This is a genomic window from Haloarcula rara, from assembly GCF_029338235.1.
Taxonomy (GTDB): domain Archaea; phylum Halobacteriota; class Halobacteria; order Halobacteriales; family Haloarculaceae; genus Haloarcula; species Haloarcula rara.
Map to the genome: position 1 here is coordinate 526705 of NZ_CP119785.1, position 25813 is coordinate 552517.

At 53.4% G+C, this 25813-nt stretch carries 26 protein-coding genes; 19 read left to right on the forward strand and 7 right to left on the reverse strand.

Annotated features, from left to right (window positions below; translation table 11 throughout):
- The first annotated feature begins 57 nt into the window (after nucleotides 1-57).
- The 12 genes from P1K32_RS02770 (at nucleotide 58) to P1K32_RS02825 (ending at nucleotide 13966) form a co-directional block, all read left to right on the forward strand.
- Entirely contained in the window at nucleotides 58-315 is a 258-nt protein-coding gene (locus tag P1K32_RS02770) for a hypothetical protein (protein WP_276251196.1), read from the forward strand.
- 263 nt (nucleotides 316-578) lie between these two features.
- Nucleotides 579-854 (forward strand): hypothetical protein, encoded by a 276-nt coding sequence (locus P1K32_RS02775; protein ID WP_276251197.1) that lies wholly within the window; start codon nucleotides 579-581, stop codon nucleotides 852-854.
- A complete protein-coding gene (locus P1K32_RS02780; RefSeq protein ID WP_276251198.1) occupies nucleotides 847-1098 on the forward strand; it encodes a hypothetical protein in 252 nt (83 codons plus the stop codon). Before P1K32_RS02775 ends, P1K32_RS02780 begins: the two co-directional genes overlap by 8 nt.
- Before the next feature lie 416 nt (nucleotides 1099-1514).
- Nucleotides 1515-1703, forward strand: coding sequence for a hypothetical protein (locus P1K32_RS02785; protein ID WP_276251199.1), 189 nt, complete (start codon nucleotides 1515-1517; stop codon nucleotides 1701-1703).
- A complete protein-coding gene (locus tag P1K32_RS02790) occupies nucleotides 1696-2874 on the forward strand; it encodes a ParB N-terminal domain-containing protein (protein WP_276251200.1) in 1179 nt (392 codons plus the stop codon). Before P1K32_RS02785 ends, P1K32_RS02790 begins: the two co-directional genes overlap by 8 nt.
- A 71-nt stretch (nucleotides 2875-2945) precedes the next feature.
- Nucleotides 2946-4466 (forward strand): hypothetical protein, encoded by a 1521-nt coding sequence (locus tag P1K32_RS02795; protein WP_276251201.1) that lies wholly within the window; start codon nucleotides 2946-2948, stop codon nucleotides 4464-4466.
- 187 nt (nucleotides 4467-4653) lie between these two features.
- Nucleotides 4654-5790: a hypothetical protein gene (locus P1K32_RS02800; RefSeq protein ID WP_276251202.1), complete on the forward strand. Its 1137-nt coding sequence runs from the start codon at nucleotides 4654-4656 to the stop codon at nucleotides 5788-5790.
- Between the two features lies 1 nt (nucleotide 5791).
- Complete coding sequence (locus P1K32_RS02805; protein WP_276251203.1) at nucleotides 5792-6298, forward strand: hypothetical protein; 507 nt, start codon at nucleotides 5792-5794, stop codon at nucleotides 6296-6298.
- A 107-nt stretch (nucleotides 6299-6405) separates the two neighbouring features.
- A complete protein-coding gene (locus P1K32_RS02810; protein WP_276251204.1) occupies nucleotides 6406-9000 on the forward strand; it encodes a YncE family protein in 2595 nt (864 codons plus the stop codon).
- Nucleotides 8997-10124, forward strand: coding sequence for a hypothetical protein (locus P1K32_RS02815; protein WP_276251205.1), 1128 nt, complete (start codon nucleotides 8997-8999; stop codon nucleotides 10122-10124). Before P1K32_RS02810 ends, P1K32_RS02815 begins: the two co-directional genes overlap by 4 nt.
- A 167-nt stretch (nucleotides 10125-10291) precedes the next feature.
- Nucleotides 10292-11968 (forward strand): LamG domain-containing protein, encoded by a 1677-nt coding sequence (locus tag P1K32_RS02820; protein WP_276251206.1) that lies wholly within the window; start codon nucleotides 10292-10294, stop codon nucleotides 11966-11968.
- A complete protein-coding gene (locus tag P1K32_RS02825) occupies nucleotides 11969-13966 on the forward strand; it encodes a metallophosphoesterase family protein (protein ID WP_276251207.1) in 1998 nt (665 codons plus the stop codon).
- A gap of 205 nt (nucleotides 13967-14171) precedes the next feature.
- Here P1K32_RS02825 and P1K32_RS02830 read toward each other — a convergent pair whose 3' ends face one another.
- Nucleotides 14172-14513 carry a hypothetical protein gene (locus P1K32_RS02830; RefSeq protein ID WP_276251208.1) on the reverse strand — a complete coding sequence of 114 codons (342 nt, stop codon included), beginning with the start codon at nucleotides 14511-14513 and terminating at the stop codon, nucleotides 14172-14174.
- A gap of 29 nt (nucleotides 14514-14542) precedes the next feature.
- Here P1K32_RS02830 and P1K32_RS02835 point away from each other — a divergent pair, with 29 nt between their 5' ends.
- Entirely contained in the window at nucleotides 14543-14941 is a 399-nt protein-coding gene (locus P1K32_RS02835; RefSeq protein ID WP_276251209.1) for a hypothetical protein, read from the forward strand.
- A 20-nt stretch (nucleotides 14942-14961) separates the two neighbouring features.
- Here the strand turns inward: P1K32_RS02835 and P1K32_RS02840 are convergent, their stop codons facing one another.
- The 4 genes from P1K32_RS02840 to P1K32_RS02850 form a co-directional block, all read right to left on the reverse strand.
- Nucleotides 14962-16614 carry an ATP-binding protein gene (locus P1K32_RS02840; RefSeq protein WP_276251210.1) on the reverse strand — a complete coding sequence of 551 codons (1653 nt, stop codon included), beginning with the start codon at nucleotides 16612-16614 and terminating at the stop codon, nucleotides 14962-14964.
- Between the two features lie 55 nt (nucleotides 16615-16669).
- On the reverse strand, nucleotides 16670-17638 hold the full coding sequence (locus tag P1K32_RS02845) for a TIGR02391 family protein (RefSeq protein ID WP_276251211.1): 969 nt from the start codon (nucleotides 17636-17638) through the stop codon (nucleotides 16670-16672).
- A 69-nt stretch (nucleotides 17639-17707) separates the two neighbouring features.
- A complete protein-coding gene (locus P1K32_RS17860; RefSeq protein ID WP_473092378.1) occupies nucleotides 17708-17845 on the reverse strand; it encodes a DUF7837 family putative zinc-binding protein in 138 nt (45 codons plus the stop codon).
- A 78-nt stretch (nucleotides 17846-17923) separates the two neighbouring features.
- Entirely contained in the window at nucleotides 17924-18976 is a 1053-nt protein-coding gene (locus P1K32_RS02850; RefSeq protein ID WP_276251212.1) for a ParB N-terminal domain-containing protein, read from the reverse strand.
- A 110-nt stretch (nucleotides 18977-19086) separates the two neighbouring features.
- On the opposite strand from P1K32_RS02850, the gene P1K32_RS02855 reads away from it, so the two are divergent.
- Nucleotides 19087-19413, forward strand: a complete 327-nt coding sequence (locus tag P1K32_RS02855; RefSeq protein ID WP_276251213.1) for a hypothetical protein — start codon at nucleotides 19087-19089, stop codon at nucleotides 19411-19413.
- Here the strand turns inward: P1K32_RS02855 and P1K32_RS02860 are convergent, their stop codons facing one another.
- Nucleotides 19414-19836: a hypothetical protein gene (locus P1K32_RS02860; RefSeq protein WP_276251214.1), complete on the reverse strand. Its 423-nt coding sequence runs from the start codon at nucleotides 19834-19836 to the stop codon at nucleotides 19414-19416.
- Nucleotides 19837-19889: 53 nt separating this feature from the next.
- Between P1K32_RS02860 and P1K32_RS02865 the strand changes: the two genes are divergently transcribed.
- Nucleotides 19890-20480: a hypothetical protein gene (locus tag P1K32_RS02865; RefSeq protein ID WP_276251215.1), complete on the forward strand. Its 591-nt coding sequence runs from the start codon at nucleotides 19890-19892 to the stop codon at nucleotides 20478-20480.
- Here P1K32_RS02865 and P1K32_RS02870 read toward each other — a convergent pair.
- Nucleotides 20456-21328 carry a hypothetical protein gene (locus P1K32_RS02870; RefSeq protein WP_276251216.1) on the reverse strand — a complete coding sequence of 291 codons (873 nt, stop codon included), beginning with the start codon at nucleotides 21326-21328 and terminating at the stop codon, nucleotides 20456-20458. The two genes, P1K32_RS02865 and P1K32_RS02870, sit on opposite strands and share 25 nt — an antisense overlap.
- A 114-nt stretch (nucleotides 21329-21442) precedes the next feature.
- Here P1K32_RS02870 and P1K32_RS02875 point away from each other — a divergent pair, with 114 nt between their 5' ends.
- The 4 genes from P1K32_RS02875 (at nucleotide 21443) to P1K32_RS02890 (ending at nucleotide 25801) form a co-directional block, all read left to right on the forward strand.
- Complete coding sequence (locus P1K32_RS02875) at nucleotides 21443-22933, forward strand: site-specific DNA-methyltransferase (protein ID WP_276251217.1); 1491 nt, start codon at nucleotides 21443-21445, stop codon at nucleotides 22931-22933.
- A 64-nt stretch (nucleotides 22934-22997) separates the two neighbouring features.
- The gene (locus P1K32_RS02880; RefSeq protein WP_276251218.1) at nucleotides 22998-23981 is read left to right on the forward strand and encodes a hypothetical protein; all 984 of its coding nucleotides are present in this window, start codon (nucleotides 22998-23000) and stop codon (nucleotides 23979-23981) included.
- Nucleotides 23982-23984: 3 nt separating this feature from the next.
- Nucleotides 23985-25019 carry a hypothetical protein gene (locus P1K32_RS02885; protein ID WP_276251219.1) on the forward strand — a complete coding sequence of 345 codons (1035 nt, stop codon included), beginning with the start codon at nucleotides 23985-23987 and terminating at the stop codon, nucleotides 25017-25019.
- Nucleotides 25016-25801, forward strand: a complete 786-nt coding sequence (locus tag P1K32_RS02890) for a hypothetical protein (RefSeq protein WP_276251220.1) — start codon at nucleotides 25016-25018, stop codon at nucleotides 25799-25801. Before P1K32_RS02885 ends, P1K32_RS02890 begins: the two co-directional genes overlap by 4 nt.
- The last annotated feature ends 12 nt before the right edge of the window (nucleotides 25802-25813 follow it).

Consider the following 25813-nt stretch of genomic DNA (forward strand, 5'->3'; position numbering starts at 1 on the left):
CGAGACAGCTGCAATCGAGGTTGGGAGACAGAATGGGTTCCCTCCACAGTTGCCTGTATGAACTGTGGGAACATCTCGGACGAAAACAAGTGGCGAATCAAACAGAAGTTCAAGGACAAAGACAACTGGCGTCAGGCAGCCAATCAGGACGATAGCATCGACCTCGAACGAGATACTATCAGGAATCTCGAACTTCGAAGGAAGACTGGCTACTGCCGGCAAGGTAGAGATCGCACGAAGACCCAACCATCGAGTTACAACACCAGTTCTTCAGACGACGAAGACGACATCGACGAAGAGCTGCCATGGGCCTAACGAATTTTCGGTACCCAGTATGAGAGATGCTCAGGATTTTCGCTACCGGTCTGAGGACGTCGAATCGAATTTTCGGTAGGGTTCCCCGTGTTCCTGTAGGATTTTCGCTACGCCGGGCACAGGGTTTTCGGTACGGTCTCCGTGAGATATGCGAGATTTTCGGTAGCCGTCCACCGTCAAATTCGGAGGTTTTCGGTAGGAAAACTGGCGAATCTGGGAGATTTTCAGTAATCTATAACATGTAAGAAATAGTATATATGCACATGGCGATCCCCGAGCTATTAGAAGAATTCGAGGAACACGAACCTCACTTCTGTGAGAAGTATGGATTCGAACTGGGAGATCCGGTGCGAATCAAGGCCATGGTCTCTCTGGACGGGAGATCAGTATTTGTCGTCATTCGGGCGACCACGTTCGAAGGAGAAGATTGGTACTTCGGGCAATACGTTCGAGATGATGGTTGGTGTGCCTTCCAAGAAGCGGATATCACCGAGTTACAGATGGGATCGCTCGAACCACAGGAGGAACTCGATGCCTGAGCTGTCTGTTGAGGACGTCGCTGAAATTCTCCGTCATCCGGAGAGACAGGAACTGGTCGTACAGCTCGCGAACAGAGAAGAGATCCCCATCGACGATTGTGGTCCGTCTGCGTATCATAACCACATCCCGAAGCTCGTCGAGTATGGTGTCGCAGAACGGTGTGGAGGGATGATACACTCGACCGAGAAGACCGAGATGGTCTACGAGTGCTATGAAGAACTGAATGTAGTTACGCCCCCGTAACTACTTTGTCTGTCTCTGTTGGCTATCGTTCCATGGATAAGAATGGATATTTCGAGCAGTTCACCGAAGAAGAACAACAGAGAGTCCTCGATTTCGCGGAGAAGTGTGATGACTTGAACTACTTTGTGTTCAAACATCACTTCGAGTACGATGCTCCACCTCTGGATTACTATTTCCCACAGTACCGTCGAATTCTCCAACGAGAATTCCCGGATTTGATCGATGAAGTCGATACTCGGTATGCCGAATCTATATAGACCTATGTAATTTAGAGCATAATCCGCTTCATCTCTCTTTTATCCCAACTCCGGACCTGACCAGTGGCTTGCAATGCCCAACAAACATGTAAGTAAAACGATACTACTAAGTCGTACTGTACCGTACCGTATAGTACGCGCCTTTGGTGCGTGGTACCAATGAACCAAGAGCTACAGGACTCGCGAATTCGAACGATAGCACCGAAATCGGCCTTCAACGAACTCCATGCGTTCACGGAGAAGTATGATCTCGAACGTGCCGACGTCTACGGAGAAGCTATCGAGACACTTGCAGAACAGATTCGAGCAGATGAGGAAGAAGTTCTCCGAGGTGTGAAAGATGAGTAAAGCAGTCCAAGACGACATGGAACTCCGAGAGATAGCGATCGAGGAACTGAACGCTCCCGAGCGGAGCGACAAACTCCACCCGTACGAAGACGAGGACGAAGATGATTGGGAGGAATTCTGTCGGTCCATCGGTACACAACCCAACAAGCCGCTTGAGGTGACACCGAACGGGAGTGGATTCGATATCATCGACGGCGACCGTCGCTTCCGTGCTCTCAACGAGAACGATGCACAGAGCGTCCGGTGTTTCGTCGTCAAGGAGCGAGGGTCTGCGATCCCCGAGTCGGACAAGATCCTCAAGATGATCACCGCGAACGAATTCCGGAAGTCCTCGAACAAGAAACAGCGAGCTCGTCACACGGCGAGTATCTGTGCCCCGTGGCTTCTCCCTCCAGGAGAACGGAGTAATGGACTCAAACGCCAGAAGACTCACAGTGAACTCTCCGAGGAAGTCGGAAAGTCGAAGCCGACCATCGGTCGCTGGCTCACTCCTGTAAAACAGGACAATCCGATTCGGTCCAGTCTGGCAGACAAAGGGACCAGTCGGAAGCCGACGGAAGAGGAGACCGAGATGATAGACGAGATCGTCTCCCTCCTCACCAATGGAGCGACTGCCAAGGTCGTCAGTATGGGGCAGGAGAAATTCGTCTCTGAGGAGTTGTCCGATATGGAGGGTGTCTCCCTCTCGGAGATTCGGACGGCTGCGGAGAAGGGTGTCGACGAGAACTGGAACGAACGGGAGTTCCTCGAATACCTCAACGAGCACTACGCCTACGACGAGATCGTCGAAGAGGAAGGGGACGATATCGAGTTCGAGGATGGCAACGGGGACAGTGTCACGTTCGAGGACGTCGAGCGACAGGAAGACCAGTTCTCCGGGATCAACGAATCCGAACCGGAGACGTCGCCGGAGACGGAGGAAGAAGAGCAAGACTTCTCACTTCCTGATGTCGAAGTCGACTGGAGCGAGCACGTCGACGAAGACGAGCTCGATGTCTCGCTAAACGCGCTGGAAACGAGACAGATGATGCCGGCGTCGATAGAAGATGAGGCATCAGTCGCTATCCATATCGCAGCGGAGAAGTTCGATATGGACAAGCACGACGTGGTGAAGCAAATCGTCGATCCGATGATCGTCGAAGGGATGATAGACGTCTTCGCTGACGAGTAATCCGGTTTTATTCCTATTATAATACCCCGTATAAGTCCAGTTCCGGGGTAGTTTGGGTTGAGTAGCCCAAAATGAACCGAAGTGCAACCCTTGTGTTGCTCATGCTTGTCGTGGTCTCTGGAATAGCCACACCCGTGGCTGCTCAGGAGACTGACTCGACAGTTGTAGTCGCGACGGGCGACTCAACGTCGGCGTTACTCACCGCGAACGCGATCGCGGATGAACACGGCTACTCAGTTGTTCGAGCTCCGTCGTCTGGAGTCGAAGCAAGTACCGTCCAAACGCTGAAAGAACGTGACGTAGATCGAGCGATCGTCGTCGGCACCCAAACCGACACGGTCGCCGATGGTCTCGAAGACCTGGGGCTCAATGTCCAGGAGGTAGACTCAACTGACACTCCGAGTACCTCCTACATTGCGTCCATTCGGTATTGGGACTCGAGTTCTACTGCGTTCGTTGTCGCAAACAATACGACCGACCACCGGAAGGTCGGCGTCGCGCTGAGCGACGAAACAGTGTCTGCGCCGGTGCTTTCTGCCGACCTTGATGACGGAGACATCGAAGCCGTACTCGATTCACTCGGCGTGAACACAGTGTACGTCTCGCCAAACGTGGACACCTCAACACGGGATGCACTCAGTTCGTACACTGTTCAGGAAACAGTCGAAGGCGTTAACCTCAGTAACTCGCTCCAATCCGTCTCCGGTGGCTTTGCAGACGGAACCTCCGACGTTGCAGTGACGACGTCGGATCACGTCCTCGATGCCACCCAGTTCGGAGTTCAGAACGCGACTGTGTTGGTCGCGGAGAACGAGTCGGCACTGGGTTCTCCTGTACGTACGAGCCTCACTGGAACTTCCAATGCGTACGCGTTCGATGTCGACGAGTCATTGATCACTTCGGAGACCACCGCGAACGTGTCCTCGATCGAGAGTCACTATGACCTTCGGTCGAGTCTCTACGCTGCGGCGTACCCCTACCCCGTGATGGTCTCCGACGTGGAGTCGGGTGAGGAGACGAGTGTCACGATAACGAACATCGGCTTCGCTTCTGTTCCAGAGGTCGACGGATCCACTGTCACCGCGACGTGGTCCGGGATGATCATCAGTAGCGATCCTGCCGGAGTGCAGGAGGGCGACGAACACACGGTGACGTTCAACCAGAGCTTCGCTCCAGGGGCGTCGACTGTTGTTACCCTCAACGCCGAGCAGGTCGACAACGGTGGTCATCCGACGTTCGATTACTACGGGACGTCGCCGGATGGTGAGGGACTCCTGGGACTCGGATCCGAGGTTGGATTCAATCCGTTGGGTTCCGGTGCGCCAGTCTGGCAAGTCGCGTTAGTGGCGGGAGCGATCGGAATCGTCGTTATCGGAGTAATAGCATGGGCACGGAATCGGTCCTCCTCGACGACGAGGAGTGGAACGTTCAGAGCAAGTAGTGGGATCCTCCCGGTCGCTCGATCTGACCTCCGAATTGTTGCGGGGTTGATCGCACTCGGGATGATCGTCTATCCAGAGCCAATCTCCAGTCTGAGCGGTGGAGTGGCGCTGGTCACCTTGCTCCTCAGCTACGCATTCAACGATGAATAAGAGAATACTGGCGGCACTCATAGCCGTCATGGTAGTCGGGTCAGCCTTCGGTGGACTTGCTGCTGCTTCGCAGACGCAGGCCATCGACGGGCAGACTACAAGTACCGCTGATCAAGTGAACTATACGGAACTGCAGGAAGGAAGTGAAGTCGAGAATGTCACCATACGGATGACGGAGAGCCAGTCTGTGTCGGCAGATGGCTCCGTCTTCTTCTCGACGAACGTGACTCCGGCCGACGTGACGGTTAATTCATCCAGTGGGTCGGGAACAGCCTCGGTGAACGTCGTCGATGACGGGTACTACGTCAACGAGACGGGTGGCTCGTCTTCGGTGACTATCGATGCCCACGACGTTATGTTCAACGTGAGCGATAACGTCTCCACCACTGGCTCCGTCGCTGACGCGATCAACGTCTCCGATGGTGCCGGAATGGAGAATCGAACCGAGCTGGTCTCCGACGACGATGACTCGGAAGTCCACGACTTCCGAGTCCGAACGGACGACCAGAACGACCACCTCATGACGGACATCTCCGTCGATAACGGTGAGTTCAACGAGACCACTGGCGAGTACGTTCCGAACGAGACCGGGAACGCCACGTTCACCGTTGAGGTTACGCGAGATAACACCACCTACGAGAGTCTCGACTTCGAAGACCACTCGGTCATTGTCTCCTTCGATAAGTCCGGCTTCACGGATATCGACGAAACCACGAACGAGAGTGCCGGTGTCCTCGAACTGTCGAGTGACGGCGTCGGTGACTTCCTCGATGACGGTGACGAAGACAAGGGGTACAAGTACAACCTCGTGGAGGCGAACAACACGACTCGAACTCACACCCTGACCTTCACTACGACCGTCGAGAACGCCAACGAGAACAAGTCGGTCGTCGTCGAGTCCGTCCACGATCCGAAGGGCGGCGTCGAGGCTGACACGAACGTCAGCTACGCACTGAACAACGCCGGAACGGCCAACCAGCTGATCGGGATCCCGCTCTCCGGTGGCCTCCTGGTCACTCTCCTCGGTGGTCTCGTCGCCGTCCTCGCCGTCGGTGCCGTTGTAATCGGTCGCGACGGATCCTCTTCGATGGCTGGCTTCGGTGCCTACAGTGGTATGGGGATGAGTGCTCTCGTCCTCGGTGGCGGTATCGTCGGCCTGACGATGGTGGCCGACTACGTCCTCGAAGGGTTCACCTTCTGGTCGAGTATCGTGGTCGACGGACTGGGTCTCCCCGGATTCACCCCACTCGTCCTCGGAATTGTGCTCTCAATCGGTGGTGCTGCACTCACCTACAAGAAGAGCGACTCAACCGACCTGATGTAAAATGGCACTGAGAAACGCACTCCCGAACCCGCTGGAATGGCCAGGGCAACTCAGCTACGATGGGGAGAACCTTTACCAATGGTTCGCGGCAGCATCAGTGTCGTTGGGGTCGATGGGAGCGACTGCGATGTTCGCCCTCTCGATGCTAACCTTCGCTCAGCTGAGCTTCGCCAACTTCGTCTACGAGTTGACCTTCCCGTCAAGCGTGCCAGTAGTTGGTGGAGTTCTAGTCTTCCCATTCTTGACGCTGATGGGAGGGGTTGTGGCAGTGCCAATCGCCTTCGGGATGATCAACATCGCTACGGAGAAGTCGGGACTCTACGACGACGCCAACGGGATGATGGTGTTTAGCGCGTTAACCCTGATCATCGCTGGAACCCAGACCGCCTTCGACTTCTCGGAGCTCCTACTGAGTGTGCTCCTCTCGGTTGGTGTGGTCTACCTCGGACTCTACGTCGCGAGGGTCGTGAACATCGGTCGTCGAAACATCGGATCGTCCGCTAACTGAACCCCTACCTCTGAGCCGTGTCACAGCGGCCAGAGGCATCGCTACAATGAACCCTAGCCCGCCCCCGAACCAAGACTGGACGCCCGTGAGCCGGTGGTGAGACCCGAATGAAGAAGCTCGTGACCGTCGCCCTCGTACTCGCGATGGTTAGTAGTCTCGCCGTCGCTGCGACAGTGCAACAATCCTACGGTGATGGACCAGCGCACTCGACCGAGTGGTCCCAGTCCTCGTATTCCGGCGACCTCGAACAGGACGACTACAACGGAACGAAATCAGATATCGCCCTCCGGTTCAACGACGAAACGACGAGTGAGGGTGGCTTCGGTGACGTAACCAATGGTGACGGTGACCTCTCGACGGATCAGTCTTCTATTTCACTCAAGCGTGGTCCATCTTCGGGAGACCGAACTGGACTAGGGAGTGAAATCCCCGAATCACGACAGGTACCCGGTTCAGCCTATGCTGACGGGAATATGTGGTATCTGGGAGACGAGTTGTGGAAATACGAGGGCACCGGAGACCCACCAGGTTACTTCGGAAGTTGTGATATCGCGTCCAACATTCCGGGACAACCTCGTGGGCTCGCCAAGAATGATGGATTCAGTGGCGGCGAGGTGATTATCCATGGACGAGACGTCGTTGCCGAGACGAGTAATTTCTACGTATACGATTACAGCAGTTGCAGCCAAGATAACATTGCGACCTTTTCTGGTGCTGGAACTAATCGTGGAATGGCTCCCCATGAGTCCAACACTGACCATGTGTATGTGATTAATGGAAATCAGAATGAAATTGTAGAACTTGACCTTGCTAATGGCGACTACGTTTCACGTTTAGATATTCCTGGTGGCAAACAACGTGGTCTCGATATCAAGCAATGGCCTGACGGAACGGTGTGGTTCATCATCTCCTACGATGGTGGGAATGGTGAAGAAGAGATACAGATAATCGAGAAGTCGTCAAGGGACGTCGTTCGAACCTTCACCTCCGGAAATGGAGAATCATACGCGGCACTGTGGAACGATCACCCGAACGAACAGCGGATATTCACGACGGACAGCAATAATGAACTCACTGGAGTAACGCCAGTTAACCTCTGGGCTGGTGATGGTGAGGGGAAAGCTCGCTACGAACGAACGCTCACGAACGATTCCGAAATCACGAATCACGACCTGAAAGGAATCTCCTGGTCTGGTGAGGCGCCGAGTGCGTTCAAAGGGTCGAGTGGTCGTATCGAACTTCAAGCAGAGAACAAGAACGGCAAGTGGGAGACTCTCGATTCCTACGGCGCTGGCTACGGGTCGTTCTCGAATACGGTGAATCTCGGATCGGATTATGATTTCGTCGAGTCTATCGACTATCGCGTCGTCCTCACCGACAACTACAAAATCCGAGGAGGGAGTGCGAATCCGAAAGTCACCGACGTCTCTTGGGATTACGAGTACTACGACGACTCGGGAACCGTTTCCTCCACGACTGTCAATGCTGGGAGTGTTCAATCGTTCGAGAACTTGACCTTCAACGGGACGCCCGGTGGGGAAGATATCGATGTCACCGTCTTGGATAAGAACGGGAACGTCGAGTATTCCAAGACTGGTGTCAAACCGAACGCTACACTCGATCTCTCGTCGGTGAGTGCCGATTACTCGACCGAGAACGTCGAGGTTCTATTCGACCTCAGCACGGGAGGCTTTAGAACGCCAAAGCTGTCCGGGTATGACCTGAACTACCAGAGCTACGTCGAGCCACCACCGAACATCACTTCATCGTCGGCAACTGTAGCCGACCGAGAGACGACGGAGACCCAGGTCCAGACGGTCATCGGCTCGAAGGACACGTACACGATAGAGAACGTGAACCAAACGGTTGGTGAAGTTCGGTGGTACGTCGACGACACTCTCGTCAAGAACGAGTCCGTCTCCGAGTCTGGTCCCTACTCCTATACCCACACCTTCGAAAAAGCCGGAGACCACACCGTGGTCGGTGTCGTCGAGAACACGACCTCCAACACGGTCGATGACCAGCAGTGGGATGTCACCTCGAATAAGGTCGCAATCCAGGGCAAGGGGTCCTACTCCACGTCGAGCCAGTTCTTCACGACGACTCAGACGTTCAAAGCCGTCTCTGATGATTCGATAGAATACCGATTGGAATACAACGAGTCGATAGTCGAGTTGACCTCCGGGAAGGAATCGGGGACTGTCACGTCAGGTGGCTCGGTCACCTGGGATTTCTCCGTGAAGCAAGAGAACTACACGGGCCAACCGATCACCGTCGTTGCCTCCTATGGTGGCACCGAGGTCAAGAAGCCCATCACCGTCTCCAGCGTTCGGAGTAGTGGCTTCATTCTGGGTAGTGGTGATAGCCTGACCTTCTTCACTAACACGTGGTCCTCGTTCCTTCCCTTCGGTGATGATCCCGGTGTCTATATCCTCATACAGGGAATCCTCGGGACGGGTCTCTTCGCTGCACTGTGGCTACACCACCTGGGAATCGCGTGGCTGCCGGACGTCATATTCGTAAAGCGACTTTACGAATTGCCGTTCTGGACGAAGCTCCTCGTCTCGATAGACGGAGCGCTCCTCATAACCGGACTCGGACTGGTGCCGTGGGGAGTCCTGTTGGTGGGTCTCTCCGGTGTGATCTGGTGGCGATGGCTCCGTGGTGGGTTCTCGTTGACGAGGGTGGTGAGTAGTATATGATCGTCCTCGGTCTGTGTGTCCTCCTCTTCGCGCTGTTCTTCGTGGCGATGGACACACCGTTGGATGATGGCTATCACGTCCAGAAAGTCCGGTCGGCGCTTCGCTACGAAGAACGGTACATCTTCTACGGGTCGGCACTCCTCACCTTCCCGCTCGTGTGGCTCGGGAATAACATCATCGAGCCGTTCTGGGTCTTCGACTCGGTGATATTCGGAAACTTCCGGCTCACCTACGTCGTCGGAATCCTCTTCGCGATATTCCTCGGACCACTGTGGATACGAACCTTACAGAACGCGAGTGGTCGGAAGACCCAGCTCATTCGAAGTGGTGGGATCTTCCTCGCTGCAACACTGGGTATCGGACTCGGTGGTGCAACCCTCATCGGAATTCACCCGAATATGGCCGCCATCGATGAGAACTTTGGTTATTATCTCACGGTCGCGTTCTCCGGTATCCAACAACACCAAGCAGTCCTCGGTCTCTCCATCCCGATCTTGGAATCGCCATTGAGGAATCTTCGTGAGCAACTCGGTCCGGCCATCCGCTACACGTGGGACATCTACGTGAATAATGCTGAGATCACAGTCTTCGGTGGCTCTTTCGCCTTTATCGGTGGACTCGTAGGAGGACTTGGGATTCCGCTTGCGATGATTGGTGGGGTGAAGATTGGGTTGATACTCGCCGCGTATCTCGGATTGTTCCTTCGCTATGTGATTACGACGGGGAACCCGCTATTCGGACCGTTCATCGCCTTCGGAGCAGCGATCTCACTCCATACGATCCCGGAAGTATTGGCGACTGTGTCTGCCCAGACGGGGATGGGTGTAGCTGGGATGGGATCGACGAAAGGATCGGATCGAGCCTGGCTTGGGGCGAAGATTGTCCTTGTGTCAGTGGTGGGCTTCCTCGGATTCGCCTCCTTCATCGAGGTCTTCCTGAGTCCTGTGTTGGCCGAACCGTTGATTGGGTATCTCACCGTCAGCGGAGAGATCGTTCCCTACAATATGGGTCTGGGTCGCTATCTAGTGGCAGCCGGCTCGACGCTCGTCGCCTTTGTAGTGGCTGGTGAAGTCTCTATCAGGAGCGTCCGAACTACCGTAGGACTGTTGGAGGACTACGTATGAACGGTGGAGACGTCGTCTCCGGGATGGATGGGTGTTCGGGATGTGACTACCCCTATACCCCGGCACTGTGGAAGCCACCACCAATGTTCTGATTATAAATCTAGTTACGCCCCCGTAACTACATTCCAGAAATGTCAGCTAAGTAACACAAGAACCTACAATAAACTATGAAACGCACAGTGGCAACGCTGCTCGCAGGCCTGATGGTCCTCTCGGTTTTGGGGCCATTGGCGTCGATGCCTGTCGCGGCAGCAAGCACGGAAGACGCATGGAATAACTCGACTGATTGGGATAGTCTCCAAGACGAATCTGGTGTCGTTCACGAATCTGTTGGAGACCGAAGTGCCAGCAGTGTCCAGATCGGGAATCCGTCAGACGACACGGATCTCGTCTCCTACTACACCATGGACGAGGATTCGGGAACACTCACGGATACCCAAGGACTCGCTTCTGGTTCGACTGCTGGAGTGAGTTACGACGAGAACGGAGTCTACTCTACCTCGGCACTCGGTGTATCGAGTACCGATAAGAGCGAGATTAATATCACGGACGTCAACGAGCATAACTTCGGGAACTCGTCGTTCACCGTCTCTATCTGGATCAAGACGACGAACACGACCGGAAAGACGACCATCATCGAGAAGCGTGACCCCGGTGGAACGTGGAACGGCTGGTCGCTCTGGAAGAACGAAGAAGAGCAAGGTGGTCTCGTCTTCGACGTCGTCGGTACTGATTCGGCAAAATTGACTTGGGACACTGATGCCTACGCAGATGGGAATTATCACCTCCTCACCGCCGTCTACGACGACCCGAATGACGAGACTCGCCTCTACATGGACGGCGAGCTGAAGAACACCACCAGTGCAACGCCCGGTGACTTCGGCGTTAGAGAGAAGACGACTATCGGATATCGAACTGGACCGGATTATCCCAATGAGAAGGCTCAGTACTTCGATGGGAATGTCGATGAGGTCCAGTTCTACAACAAAGTGATGAATCAGCAGGAGATAGAGAACCTGTCCGACACAACTGGGGATATCACGACTCAGCCCAAGTCAACCTCACTTCTCCAGAAAGATCAAGTCGTTCTGGGAGATGTCGACGCCCAGCTCAACGGTGGAACCACGAACGTCGTCGTTGAATCCGATCCTGACAGTGACGGAACCTACGAGGAAACGAGTAATTCGATATCTCTCAACGACTCCGCCACCGAGTACCACGTCTCTGGATTCTCCCAAGCGAGTAATTCCTTCCGAGTGAGCGCCGACATGTCCGGAACGGTTTCCGAAGTCCCAGTCTTGAGTGGTGTTGGGGTGGCAAAGGAGCCGGTCTCCGGGATTCACGTTGGGGTCAAGTATAGGGTCAACAGTAACTCACCGATTGATCGATTCAACGCTATCGGAGAACAGAAAGAGATCAGTGACAACTTCTCTATCGAGACTTCCCAAGAGTCGAATCTAACGGTGCACGCCTTCGAGACGAGTAATCAGACGGTGACGAACTTCACTGTTGACCAACCGTCCGGAACGATGGAGGTGACGATAGGGGGACTGGTTGCTGGCGAAGATTACCAGATCCAACAGGACGGTGAGAACTACACGACTCTCACGGCGAACTCCACTGGTGAGATAGCTGTCACCAAAGACTCCAACTGGTCCGAACACACGTTCAAAGTAACGGCTCTGAGTGGCACGTCTGATGATGACCCAGACACTACACTACTCCCGACTGATGACCCACGATTCGAAATATTCGGTGTGGTACTCAACCCGCTCTTCGTGGTTCTGGGTACGGTGGCCGCTGTAGTTGTTGGTCTAGTCGCGATTCGGATCAGGAGGGAATAGATGAAACGAGCACTGGCACTTACGATGATCTTAGTTGCCGGGGCAATTGGTCCCGTCGGATTCGCAGAGACGGCGACAGCGCAGACGGATCCAACTAATACGACGAAAGAAGTCTTGTTGATTAGTGACCAGCACCACGGGAACGTTGGAGAGGGTGATGGAGCTGCCGATGATATCAAAGATACGACTGAATATATCAATAAACAGGACTACGACTTCATCCTGAATAACGGTGATATGACCTCAGATTCCAGTGCGAGGTCATGGGAGAACACCTTCGAGAACTATTCTAAATGGACATCGAACAACCCCGCCAAACGGGTCTATATGACTCCTGGTGGGTCACACGACGGGTTCGTCGACAAGGAAGACCGAGATAGTTTCACCGGTGGTGAAGATTACGGGTGGAACTACATGGACCAGATGCAGACCCACAACCAGACGTCGCCTCTGTATGAAGTCCAAGAAGGAAATACGGCCTTCATCTTCATGCCCGCGCTGGACGCCCCACACGGTGAGTGGGACACGCACTACGCACAAGGAGATCAGATTCGAGCACCGACAACGACCCAATCGTGGATTGATAACTGGCTCGAACCACGCGTCGAATATCACAAAGAGAACGATAACAACGTCGTTCTGCTTACTCACAACCAGCTCTACAATACCACCCAAAGAACAGAAAGTTGGTGGGGTGCGGACGAACCGAGCTCCCAAGCGATGACCGATAAGTTCCTCGATCTCTCAAAGAATGGAGGAATTGACCTCATCGTTACGAGCCACATCCATAGTGACCCAAGTGATATTCTCGATGATCCGGACAACTCGAACACCCCCACCGGGAAAGTTGTCTACGGAGATAACTTCTCGCACCTCCCCGATGGAACGACTATTATGAACACCGGGGTCGTCGCCTGGGAACACGGAAACGGTGGTGGCTCCGATAGTCTCGCCGATTATCCGGCGATACAAGAGATCTACATGGAGGCGGGTGAGAGCCATCTGAATGTCGACGCGATCGATACGTACAACGAGACCCAGAGAGCGTGGTCCTACGATAATAGCCAGACGCGACGTGCGAATATCACCGTTCCACTTGACGAACCGATTGAGTTCGACGATACGGATAGCGAATTCGATAACTACGAACAGGGATGGCTACCGACCGAGTTCGCGGATACCGGAAAAGACGACTTCCAGTGGTTCAAAGATAACGAGGGCCTCCGAGTAAATCAGACTAACCTCTGGTGGCGGTCTGCGTGGAAGCACCCCAACAAAGAAGTCGTCGTCTCCGATGTGACCACGAACAAGAGCGATATCGACCTGGACCACTCTCTCGAAGTCGGAGGACAGAGCTACGATGGGAATCAACCTGTGAAGAAGTTCTCCGTCAATTCCAGCGTGGCGTCGCTCGGTAGTCAGGTCGAGTACGTCTACGATTACAAGCCGCAATATCGACTCGTCGGTGAAGGAGTCGCGCTCTCGTACGCCAGTGGCGAGTATCAGGTGATCCCCGAGACCACAAGTGCCAGCGTCTCGGTGCGAGAACAGGCGACGTTGGAACGGAACTCTAACGTTTCGTATCGCGTTGCCAGCCAAGCCAACGCGACTGTGGGCGACCTCTCGGTGGCAGCGGATACCAGTGAAGTGACTATGAATCCGAATCCGACAACCGGCAACGAGGTGGAGAACGTCACCGTCAACGCCTCCACTGGGAACGTGGCCTTCGAGGTCTCCGGGTTGGATGACTCGACCCCCTACGAGGTGTATCGAGATGGTGAGCTGGTAGAGAACAAAACCGCGACGAACGGGACCATCGAGTTCTCCAACTCGGCGTGGTCGGAACACACCTTCACTATCGTCTCGGCTGGACAGTCCGATAACGGAGACGAACTACTGATCCCCACAGACAACGGTGGCTTCTATTGGACTTCGCTAATTACTGGAGCCCTGCTTGGGATTATTGTGGTGGGGCTAGTTTTCCTGCGTCAGACCTGAATCAAGTGGACTCTGTTATGGGTGTTCACCGACGTTCCATACACCAGATTCGGTTAAGCAGCTTAACGAATAATCTGAATGTCTGTAAAGGACGTGCAGAAGAGGTCTCCCACGCCCTCACTATCGTCTTAGTTCTCGCACTTGCCGAGGTATAGCCGTAGTGAGGTCTATTTCGCTACACCAACGGTCAGATTATAAATTTGGTTTACCTGCCACCGAAGACGTCGTCGTGGACATCCCGTAGTTGTGGGACGAGGTCACCAAGCTCGTTCTCCTCAGGATAGTATTCTCTTAGTTCACCGTCGAGTGGTTGTGTCTCCTCCTCTAAGATCGCCTCACGTTCACTGTCGATTGGTATCTCCGCGTAGAGTACCGTGATGTCGTCCTCAGAGAGATTGAAATCGACTTCGGCGTCGAAGGTCTCTCCTTGGAACTCCAGCTCGGTCTCGACAAAGAACCACCCGAGGTCGTCACCGACTGAGTCATCAACCCAGATCTCTTGGCCAATCGCTTCCTCGACTGCCGCTTCGAACTCGTCTACTGACACACGCATGGCTTCCGGAGGTTGGCATATCAATGTATATTATCGGTACAATAACAGTCTCGACCGGACTACAAGAGATAATGGGACGATGCCCGGAGTGTGGTGAGGAAGAGACGTACAATAGTGATACCTGTGATAACTGCCAGTACACTTTTCGCTACGAGGACAGAGCAGACTACAATCCCGAAGATATAGTGTTCACAGTCAAGTTCCAGTGCAAGAATTGTGGGCGAGAGTTCAAGCATGGATTCGGGAAGGGAGACGAGGTCTACGCGAAGAATTCTATGCATCCTGGCTTTGAGCTGAAACCAGTGAGTGGGCATCCCTATCTCGGGAAAGTCAACGGTGAGAGATGCAAGTTCCAGTGTCCGACGTGCGAGATAGAACACTCACTCCTCGAAATGGATCGGATTCCCGTCCGGGAAGTCTGATTGAATCCGTATAGAGAGAGTTACTCGTCTTCGAACTCCTTGTCTGCTTCTTCAAGGAACGACCGCATAATCATAGACCACATGAATCGTTCCTGGTCATAGAATCTTCGAACTTGTTCTTGATCGTGTTTGGCGTCCTCAGCTTTAGCCAAGCTGAAGATTAGGAGTTCGAGGTACGTCTGGAGTTCGGGGTCGTCCTCCTCTCGTGCCTTCCGATATATTTTGTCGTAGAAGCTGTGGGACTGATTGATCGTCACATCAATCTGGTTCCCCTTGTGGGTCATCTCATAGAACTGTCCGCTACCCAAAACCTCGATTTTCCGGTTTATTGACTCCCGGTCTAACCGGTCTTTGAGCCGTTCTATCCTACTCTGTTTTTCTTCTTCAGAAAGGTCTTCTCGGTCTTTGACCTCTTCAATTTCTTTTTCAACTTCCTTACGTTGTTCCTCTTTCTCCTCTTCCGTCGGTGTGTGACCGCTGGACTGGAGGCTTGGAAGGGTCCGATTCGCCACCTTTTCTGATGTCGATTCGTCTCCTGCTTTCTTCTTTTCCCGTTCGCTACGGGCTTTGTCCCGCTCTTCTAAGATGTCGTTGCCGAGTTCCGTCAGAACGGTCTTTACTCGATCCTCAATCTCGTCGCGAAGGTCTGGATCCAAGGAGAATCGGCTCTTATTCGTCTGTATTCCGAACTTCTCGTCAAGGGCAGGTGGGAATCGAATTTCACCTCGGAAGTAGTTGTACCTACTGTGCTTGGTGAACATGTGGAGAGAGAGTCCACCGGCGATCTGTCGGTTCTTTCGTACGATATAGAAGCCCTGTGTCTCCTTGCCAATCTCGTACTTATCTTCGAGCTCCTCCTTGACGATCGTCTGGATGGGAAGTTTGCGAATTTCGACCTCGACCTGTGGCGTCTCATCGTCTTCTCCCTCCTCTGGAAACTCAATTGGTTCAATCTCACCGTACTTCTCGGAGAGACCACACTCTTCAACCGCTGCTGATCCCTCGTGCATCATTAGCGGATCAGCAGCCTCCAGCTCTTCACCGTTCACTTCAATCGTCTTTCCGTTCCGGAGGAAAACACGCTGGAATTCTGCCAGGTCCTTCTTGATGTTTCTAGCCAGACCATCGACGGTATTGTACTGTGGGCGAATGAGATCCGCCATAATCACGACGGTTCCGCTGTCCATACCCGAATCGATGTGGAAATCGTACTTGCTCGGAAGGTCCTTACTCCGAGTGTAAGGGAGCTCGCCCCCATTGGTTTTCAGGTTATCAACGTCGATGGTGTTGAACGCGAAATCAGCACGGTCCTCATCAGACGAAATTGAGTAAAGCTCCGTACGAGACGACTGACAGAAGGCTGAGGAGGGAAGACCAAAACCGTACTTGCCGGTGGTCTCCTCGCCTTCGCGACCGGGAAGACGTCCACCAAATGATAGAACTTCCTGCATCTTGTCGAACGGGATGCCTTTCCCATCGTCTTCTACGATGAGATAGTGTCGGCCCTCACTGTCCTTTCCGACGGTGATCCACACATTTTCAGCGTTCGCATCAAAGCTATTGTCAACGAGTTCTTTGACGGCATCGAGAGTGGTTAAGCCGAAGTCTCGCATGCTCTCAATGAAACGTTCTTCTGAGATGATCTGTTGTGGTTGTTCTTCTGCCTGGCCCATAGTTACTTAATTACAGTGAGTGAGTCCCATGGTGAGTATCTGTCGGTGAAGCTCATCATTTCTGGTTTTCCACAAGGGTGAGGAGGAAGTTGACCATGCTGATAGCGTCTTGTGCCTGTTGTTTGTTCATATCGTCCAGAATCCGGTGGCTCGGTGGATTCCGGAGCGACATGTAAGCGCCCATGTAGAGGAGTTTGAATCCCTCCTTCTCGGCAGAAGCGTTACCCATGGCGAGAGGCCCACTGTCTCCATCGAATGCCTTGGACATCAGGTCTTGTCCGTGGTCTTCGTTAGAGAAATTCCCCTTGTCCCGAATTCGGTCCTCCAATACGGTGTACGCGGTCCCCACTGCGTCCTGAAAGAGACCGTATCGGAACTGTGGGGAGATCCGGGTCAGGAGTTGCTCGTCGAAACCATCGTGGAATATCTCGGAAGGGTCGGCCACCTCTCGGGCGCCAGGACGTCGCAGGCTGTCGGCGTCTCCGTCTGCCAAATCCTCTATCGTGATGTCGTCGCGAAAGACAATCCGGTGTTCAGTGTTGGCGGTTGCGAGTTTGTATTCTCCGAGACCAGCAGCATCCAGTGTAAGAAAGTAGGTCCGAACACCAGACTGTAGGTCTGGTTCTTCTACTCCATTCAGTTCGTAGTTCAGCCGGATAACCCTGAGAACCTCAGACTCAGTAATTTCATTTGGATCGGGTCGCTCCTCATCGCCTAGATACTCGGAAAACTCCGCATAGAGGTGGTCCTCCAGTAGCCCATCCAGAAAGAATGGTTCCGTGGAACCAGCAACACCCCGTTCATATGCGAGACTCACCCCCCGTTCGGTCAAGGAGTACTCGCTACTTCCCTGTTGGATGAAACCGAGGAGCTTTCCATACCTGAGGTGCTCGGCGACGAACTCGGAGTCTCCGATAGAGTCCTCTGTGAGTTCTTCCTGTGTGGCTGTTTGCCCCTTTAGATCGCCGCAGATCTTGTGGAGGCCGTCGGGTCGAGCACGGACAGGCATCTCGCTTATGTCCATTAACCGTGCTATATCGGAACGAGAACTTAGTACTTGTTTAGTCTCGGAAGGGTGTGGAGATACACAGAATTACTCGCTCGGGTGAACTGGGTCGCCACAGGATGGACACTCTGCAAAGACTCCGTCCTCGTATTCAATCAGGACCACTCCCGATGGTATCTGGGTCTCGCAGAATGGGCAATCGCCGAGTGAGGTCTCCGTGGGCATAGAGCGTGTGACAAGCTCCAATGCAACTTACGAGCTAAATTGGCAAAAGTCTACGCCGACCGTGGTGAAAGTGGTACCTCAAAGCTTCGGCAACGTCGGGTGTTTGATTACCGTATCTTCTGCGATATCGTACATGCGTTCGAAGTAGCCAGCCTCAACGAGTTCCGCTGCGAGGTGATAGCGATGACAGAATAGTCCCTGATCGTCGCGTGGAACGGGATATTTCCGGGTCCCCATCAACGCTGTCTTGGGTGATTTTCGGAATCCCTGGAATTTCCGCTCGTCTTCGTGGAGAAACATTCGGTATCTGTCACCGAACTCGTCGTGGTCAATCTCCTGTGATTCGTAGGATTCGAGCAGTTCTGCTGGAGCTCCAAGTTCTGGGTTATGTCTGTACTCAATCCCATGGACTCGTTCAAAACGAGATGCTAACTTATCGGGGTCGAAGTGACCATTTGCCGGAGAACGGACATCGACTAGAATATCTACGTTTTTCTCCCGTAACTGAGAGACGAGACCAAGGCGATCCAGCCCTTCACATCCGATAGTCACGACGGTATCCCTCTGAAAATCCTCTATATTCGCTCGGAGGTCATCCCGTGTCCAGTTTTGATCAACCATTTTCTGGGTGAACTCCGGTTGCTCCTCTTTGGGTAGTTGTAGGATGACCAGTCCCTTGCGAGCAGGGAGCTCGCCGTTCTTGAACTTCTCACAGACCGAGTCTTCGAGATCAGTCAGGAGAGAAATCTTATCTCGGACGGATTTGCTCGATAACCCAACGAGATCGCCGACCTCATCGTCGGCAAGACCAAACTCCTGTGAAAGGGTTTCACAATACTCTCCGAGCTCCTGATTACGGATGTCTCTCTTTGTTCGTTGGCTATCGAGGTACTGGGGATTGCCGAAAGATTTGACCGTGGCCTCAATTGTCTCCCATCCAAGTTCTCTGGCTGACTCCAGTTGATGCCGTCCCACTACGACTTCGTAGCCGTCGTCCATCGAACGGACAATAAGCGGTTCACCCTGACCCTGTTGCTCGTAGGTCTCCCGGATCCTATCAAGGATATCTGGGTCGGTCTCCGAACAAAGACAGAAGTCGGAGACGCGGATATCGTCCAGGGGAATCTGCATGTAAGTCCCCATAGCATCCACGGACATTAAATAGACATGTGACAGGCTCCAGTAGCGCTGTACGCCGGTCGAGGGCAACGGTAATACGCCGTGCCATCTAGAATATGGATATGGGTACGACGTTGGCTGGGTCTGTCAAAATAACCCTGCGGGAGAGTTGGGACGATTACCCACTCATTCCAGTCCGAAGACCCGTTCGGAGTTTCTTTCCACCTTATCAGGAACGGTTCACTTTGAGGATTGGCGAGACAGATATTCAGACCTATGTCACGGGACGGAAGACAGATACAGAAATCGTGGAGGGAGACCCAGAAGCGGGGACTCACCTTCGTACTAGAATGGGCGATATAGCCCAATCACACCCGGAGATTTCCTCAGGCGACGAAATTATTATCAAGCAACTCACCACCAGAGAGTACGAGATTATCGACTGGTGACTATCCGTTGATTATGGGTGTCCCTTCCCGTTTGAGGAGACCAGATAGGAACGTGCCCTGAACTTCGCTAAAACCCTGTGGATAGTGCTTGATATCGACTCCACCAGACTCGTTGATTTCGTCAATATCCATTGAGTAGACCGTATCCTCCCAGCCGATTCGAACCTGCCAATCGTACTTCCCCCGGTGTCGCCATGCGTCAGGTTCGAGATTCTTCCCTGCATCACATGCGGCGATGAATGGACCATCGAGTTGTCCTGGCTCGTCCTCACTTCCCCATCGATGGAGATAGAGTGTATCTCCTTCCTTCACATTGAGCGTCTCACCGGTCTTGTCGATGCGTTTCCGTTCATTTCCGAATAACCGACGAGCGTAGCACTCCTTGTCAGTCATCCAGGTTGCGATGAATTTCCAATGAGCCATGGCGCCACTTCGGAACCGTGGGTAATAATCGTCCTTGCTGGCAAGTGTACTGCATGGGCGTTGACATTGGTCGGATGGATGAGGAATACAGCCTATCCGAGCTCGGTGAGATGGGTATCGAGATCGTCAACGTCTCCGCGACCTTCGAGATAGAGGGTGAGTTCGATCGCGCCAGTCTCCATGAGGATCTACCGAACACAGAATACGACCCGGAGAAACATCGGAGCCTAATCTATCGTGGAGATGCGGCGATGGTATTGCTCCCACCGAGTGGTCGTGTGAGTATCGTTCGAGCCACGACACCGGATGAAATCCAGGCTGGTGTAGAGGAGTTTATTTCCGAGCTCCGGGAGCTCGGTATCGAGCGGAATCACTCTAATATTCAAATAGAGAACGTCGTCGGGACGGCAAATCTCAATCAAGAACTTGACCTGAGTACGGTGATGGTTTCCCTCGGATTTGAGAACGCTGAATACGAACCAGAGCAGTTTCCGGGCGTAATTTATCGGATTCCCGATGGAGCAGTGGTTCTCATTTTCTCCTCAGGGAAAATCGTGATTACAAAAGCAGAGACATATGACGACGTGGTTAACGGCTACGAGAACACCAGAGAAGTTCTTCAGACGTCGGAGATACGAGAGTAGTCGATACTGCGAGTAGATAGCCTGATACTGTTGTCATAGGCATTGTAGATCGACTTCTTCACTCGATGTCCATCTGCACCACCGACGATTTCCAGGTCGTGGAACCAGATGTGTTTCTGGACTACTTCGCTGGTTAGATCATCTTCCCCGATGAGCGTTTCATAGAGTACCTCAGCAAATCGGAGCTCGTCGAGATCTCGCATCGGTGGATTTGGATTCGTCGGAGTTGGGAACGACTGTGGGAAGACGACGATATCTGGAATCACGTCGCCGTCGTCTGTTCGAGCACCCGCTGGAGGATCGCGAATAATCATCATCGCTACGTCCTCGTCGTGATTGAATCCCCATCGGACAATTCGGTTGATGACTTCGTTCAGTCGGCTCGGAGGTGATTTCGTATTGGTCGCGTTACGTTCGCTCCAGATAGTGAGGAACTCTGTATTATTCGGTACAAGGAGGTGGCCGATACTCTGACCTTCACCACCCTTGACGTCCATCGCCCATGGTGTGCCGTTGTCGAGTCGTCCTTTGAAATCTATCCGTTCGTCATCTTTCTGGTCAGTGAATTCCAGTAGACCAGCCGAAGCCGCTGGTTCCAAGAAGACGGCCTGTACGAGATCCTCGTTATCGGCGCCATGGCCCTGACGGTAGGCGCCACCGAGTGAGAAGACCGCGTCTCTCAGTTCTCGTTGGTAATCTTGGCTGCTAATGTCGGCATCGTCGAAGATGTCGGGATACTTTTCCGGGAGATTCTGGATGAGTTCTTTGACCTTCTTGACTGTCTCCTCGCGTTCATCGGTCGCTAAGTCAGTAAATCCAAGTTCGTCAGTCCAACGGTCGTCTGTCACACTGTTTCCGAGTTGATGGAGGTTAATAAATCTCTATGACAGTAATGTAAAAAGGACTACATCTATTCGAACGCTACGATTCAAATAGGAGGACGCAAAATCCCGATGTACCGAATGCACGTCGTAGATATTTCGTCGAAGTTGGCCGCTGATTCCGTCGGCGATCTTCTTGGAGAGACAAGTGGCTATTGGGACCGAATTTATGAACACATGGATGCCAGTGAGACACTCTGGGTCTTTGCTCCAAACCACTATGAGGGGACTGAGTCGTGGTCTCCGGGGATGCAACTCGCGGACTATATTCGAGAGGAGACAGCCTTCTCTCTGAAGAATACAGTTGTCCGGCATACTGACCCAGAACCCGGCTCGGGTCTGCAATGCATCTACGAGACAATTCTCCTCTTAGTCAAGGACAAGCGGGAATATCGGTTCAACAAGGATAACATCAGAGTTGCGCACGTCTACAAGGGTAACGAGTGGGGTGACCGAGAGAAGGGGAGCAGCGCCTATCACGATACAGAGGTCCAACGCTACAATCCAGACGGCAAAGATCCGGGCAACGTCTGGTTGGACGAAGAACGAGGCGAAACGGATGACGAGACTGTCGACGACGTACACCCGCTCCCTCGGACAGAGGCTATCAAGCGATGTATTCGCGCCTCGTCAGAAGAGGGCGAGACAGTCAGTGGTCTCTGGCTCAGTGATGAATTTGTAGAGGTCATTGCAGAAGAGGGCCGTGAATACGAAGAGATGGAAGCGAATTCATCGACCACCGAATCTGATTTCCGACCATGGGTTGCCGATACGCCTCCGAAACCAGACGTTGATGATTCTGAAACGCTCAATATCGACGATTTGGACGTCTTCTTCCAGAGTAGCGAGAATATGGATGACGTGGAAGATGGGTCTGTCCAATCCGTCATTACCTCGCCTCCATATTGGAATCTGAAGGACTACGGCCACGAAGAACAGATCGGGACTGCCGACGAGTCATATGAGCACTACCACGAACGGATGAAACGAGTCTGGAAGGAGTGCTACGATGTCCTCGCCGAAGACGGGACCATGTGGGTAGTCGTCGATACGGTGATGAATAGGGGCGATCTCCGTCTCCTGCCACAACACATTGCGAACAACGCCGTGGATATCGGCTTCAACCATTTCGATCATGTCGTCTGGTACAAACCGACAGCGATCGCTGGGATGACTCCTCGAAACGTGGTGAACAAGCACGAGTACATCGTCGCTCTTTCAAAGAATCCCGACTTCCTACTGAACGGAGAACCAGAGACTGACAATGGCGCCGAGGATCCAGCCGTGTTAGAATCTGGGCCACTCGGGAACATATTCCGGCACCCAGTGAAGCGAGGTACAGCTGGACAGAACGTTCTCCACAAGGCCCCGTATCCACTCTCTCTAATCAATAGACTGGTGAGAATATCTACCGACCCAGGCGACATTGTCCTCGATCCGTTCCTCGGAAGTGGGACCACGGCCGAATCTGCAATCGACCTTGGACGTGAGTGCATCGGTTACGAAATCAACCCTGAGTTCCAAGATCTAATCCAAGAGCGGGTCGGTCAGCGTTCCCTCAGCGAATATTGAAAGTAGTTACGGGGGCGTAACTACATTTTCGCGTTAAATCGCCGGGAAGCGTAGTCGATAGTAGATGCTCCGGAGATTACTCACCGAGGCCATAGAGACATATCTCCCGTGGCTGCCGGTTGGGCTCGCGATGCTATTTGGATTCATCGTCCACCAACCATCGGAGACGTTCGAGTCGTACAAAGTCGCACACAATGTATCTCCTGGCCCGATGAGCTGGGTCTTCTGGGTCGCAGCCATTACCCTCTTCGCCGCTGGTGGAGTCGCTTTCTTCTACTTCCTCCTATCGCCGAGTATTCTCGGAGCCATCCCGAATCCCGTCTACTCGATGGTGAATGTGCTCGCGTTCGATTTCGTCGGTGAACTCCAGAAGGGTCGGCCTCGCTTGATGGTCGCCTCCGGATTCTACCTATTGACCACGGGGATCTACGCGATGGTCTCCGGGTCGATACTCGAACTCGAACGTGCCAACTACATCAGGGAGAACTCGGCCTACTTCATCTCGATGTTTGGAGATAGTTCGAAAGTCGGACTGGAAGCGTTCTCCTACGGAATTCTCGGTGATCCACAGATCGAGTTCGCCGTCCAGGTCTTGCTTCTGGTTCTCATCGCGACCTATGTGATGAGGAACTACGTGACTCTGGAAGACTTCACTGTGTTCGCCGGACTGAGTGGTATCGTCGTACTGTCGTACTTCGGTGCCCTGTTCACGGGGACCCAAGTCTTCCCGATCGATGCACGAGTCGCGTTCGTTGTCCAGCTCTTCGTTTCCTTCGGGATGCTCGTCGTCCTCGTGGGGGCTGTCTACCTGAGTACGTGGAGTATCCTCAAAACGACTCTCGGTGGAACGCGGAACTCGATTCCGGAGCGACCGACGAAAGACGAGTATGTTCTCGGTGCCGCGATTTTGATGGTCGCACTCCCGGTGTTCTCCTCTCCATTGGCGTCAGTACTCGCATGGGGATCAGTCGTCCTCTCCTGGTTGGAACCCCGTGAAGTTCTCGAATCGAATCCAGCTCCGGAGACCGACGTCGTCGCAGGTGATTAACCAATGCCAATACTCAGCCAAGCACTCAAGCTCATCGTCCTATCGCTCGCACAGCTCGTCCTGGTGCCGTTGCAGTGGCTCGGGATACGAGAAGCTCGCTACGCAGAATATTGGGTAGACCAATGGCTTCTCGGTTTCGTTCGATGGGAAGCCGGGGTAAATGAGGGATTCCGTGAAGCGACGCAATCGTTGACGGCTCCGTTCGGTGGTGTCCTCCGTCAGATCGGTAACTCACTGTTGGCAACGGAGACGGGGATCAACGGTGTTGCAGACCTCGGGTTGAGAATCGCAGGGACGCTTGATCCGGTGATTCGTGAACTTCGAGACGCGACTGAAATCAATATCTTGGGTGTGGATGTCAGTGTGCTTCCAGAGTCACTTGCTGCGTTCTTCACTATTATCGATATTCCACTCAACCTCTTCTTCGGTGGTGTCTGGCACGGATTGTTCACCATCCCAGCTGCCATCGCAGGCCACCTCTCGAACTTCTTCCACCAACTCTCACAATTCACTCCAATCGAGATGGCCTCGGGATTCCTCGGCGGAATCCTCCTCCTGATCCTCGTGGGAATCGGAGTTCCGACGCTCCTCTACGCCACCGTGAATTTCGCAGTTCAACTCCTCCTCCTCCCGATTCGAGCCTTCACTCGATTCTTCGACGAAGACAAGGCCAAACCGACGATGGGGATGGAGAAACGGATAATTGGGCCCTTCGTCAACCGAGTGATGGGGCTCATCACGATGGTCTCTCTGGTCGTGGTCTTCCTCACCTATCCGTTCTTCAACACCGTGGGCGTCCTCTTATTCGCCACCATCGGCATCGCCTTCGTGGTTCTCGGAGAACTCCAAGATCAGGCGACTCTCTACGCCTTCGGGTTGGTGATGGCTGTTCTGGGGATTCCGGCCTTCCTCCTCGAAGTCCCAAAGTTCGGAATCGTCGCGACCGTCGTGATAGGACTGGTGCTTGTCTTGTTTATTTCCCTCGGAACGGATCGACTTGAGAAGGAAGCTGCGAGTATCGTGACGGAGACAGCATGAGGAGTCGTCGATCTGCCGAGTGGGATATCGGTCTGATCATAACGAGTGCCATAGCGAGTTTCTTCGTTCCCTATATCAACGGGTTCGTCTTCAACGTCCTCACTGCCGGTGGGTTCATCGGTGGCTCGTTCTACGAGAACGCCTTCATCGCCGCGATCACCGAGCCATGGGTGAGTAAACTGTTCGGCCCAGTACTTCTTGTATTCGGTGGGCTCGTTGGTGTGATGGCCGCTCTCGCCTTCTTCATAATCGCCATTGTATTCCTTGGGAGAGGACTGGCCTCGGGGCTGACCATGTTCGCCCTTGCCACCGGGCCACTGATCCCCAGTCTAATCGTACCGACCAAGCGATTCCGCGACGTAGACCTACTCAAGAAGCGCAAGAAGGCAGGGATGATTGTTGGGTTGGTATTCGGACTCTTCGAGCTCTACTTCCGGATGCCGGGATTCACGTTCTTCTTCTGGGAGAATCCCAATTTCCATATCGGTCTCCTCGGCCCGGTGACCTTTCACCTGCTGAGTGGAAGTATCATTGTCACTGCGTTCCTGACCTCAGTCTCTCCTAAATCGAATAAGAGTGGCTGGTACACACTCGGTGCAATCGCCATCGCTTCAGCTCTCCATTGGATATGGAATACGTGGCTCGTCAACCCAGAGACCGGGACATTCTTCTGGCAATTCTTTAGAGATATCGCCCCGAGTGTTGTCTTCCCACTAATCGTCGGTGGGTACGTTGTGATATTCGCAGACATCGGCTATTCGATTGTCAGTTTAGTCGACTAAGGGGGTAGTGTA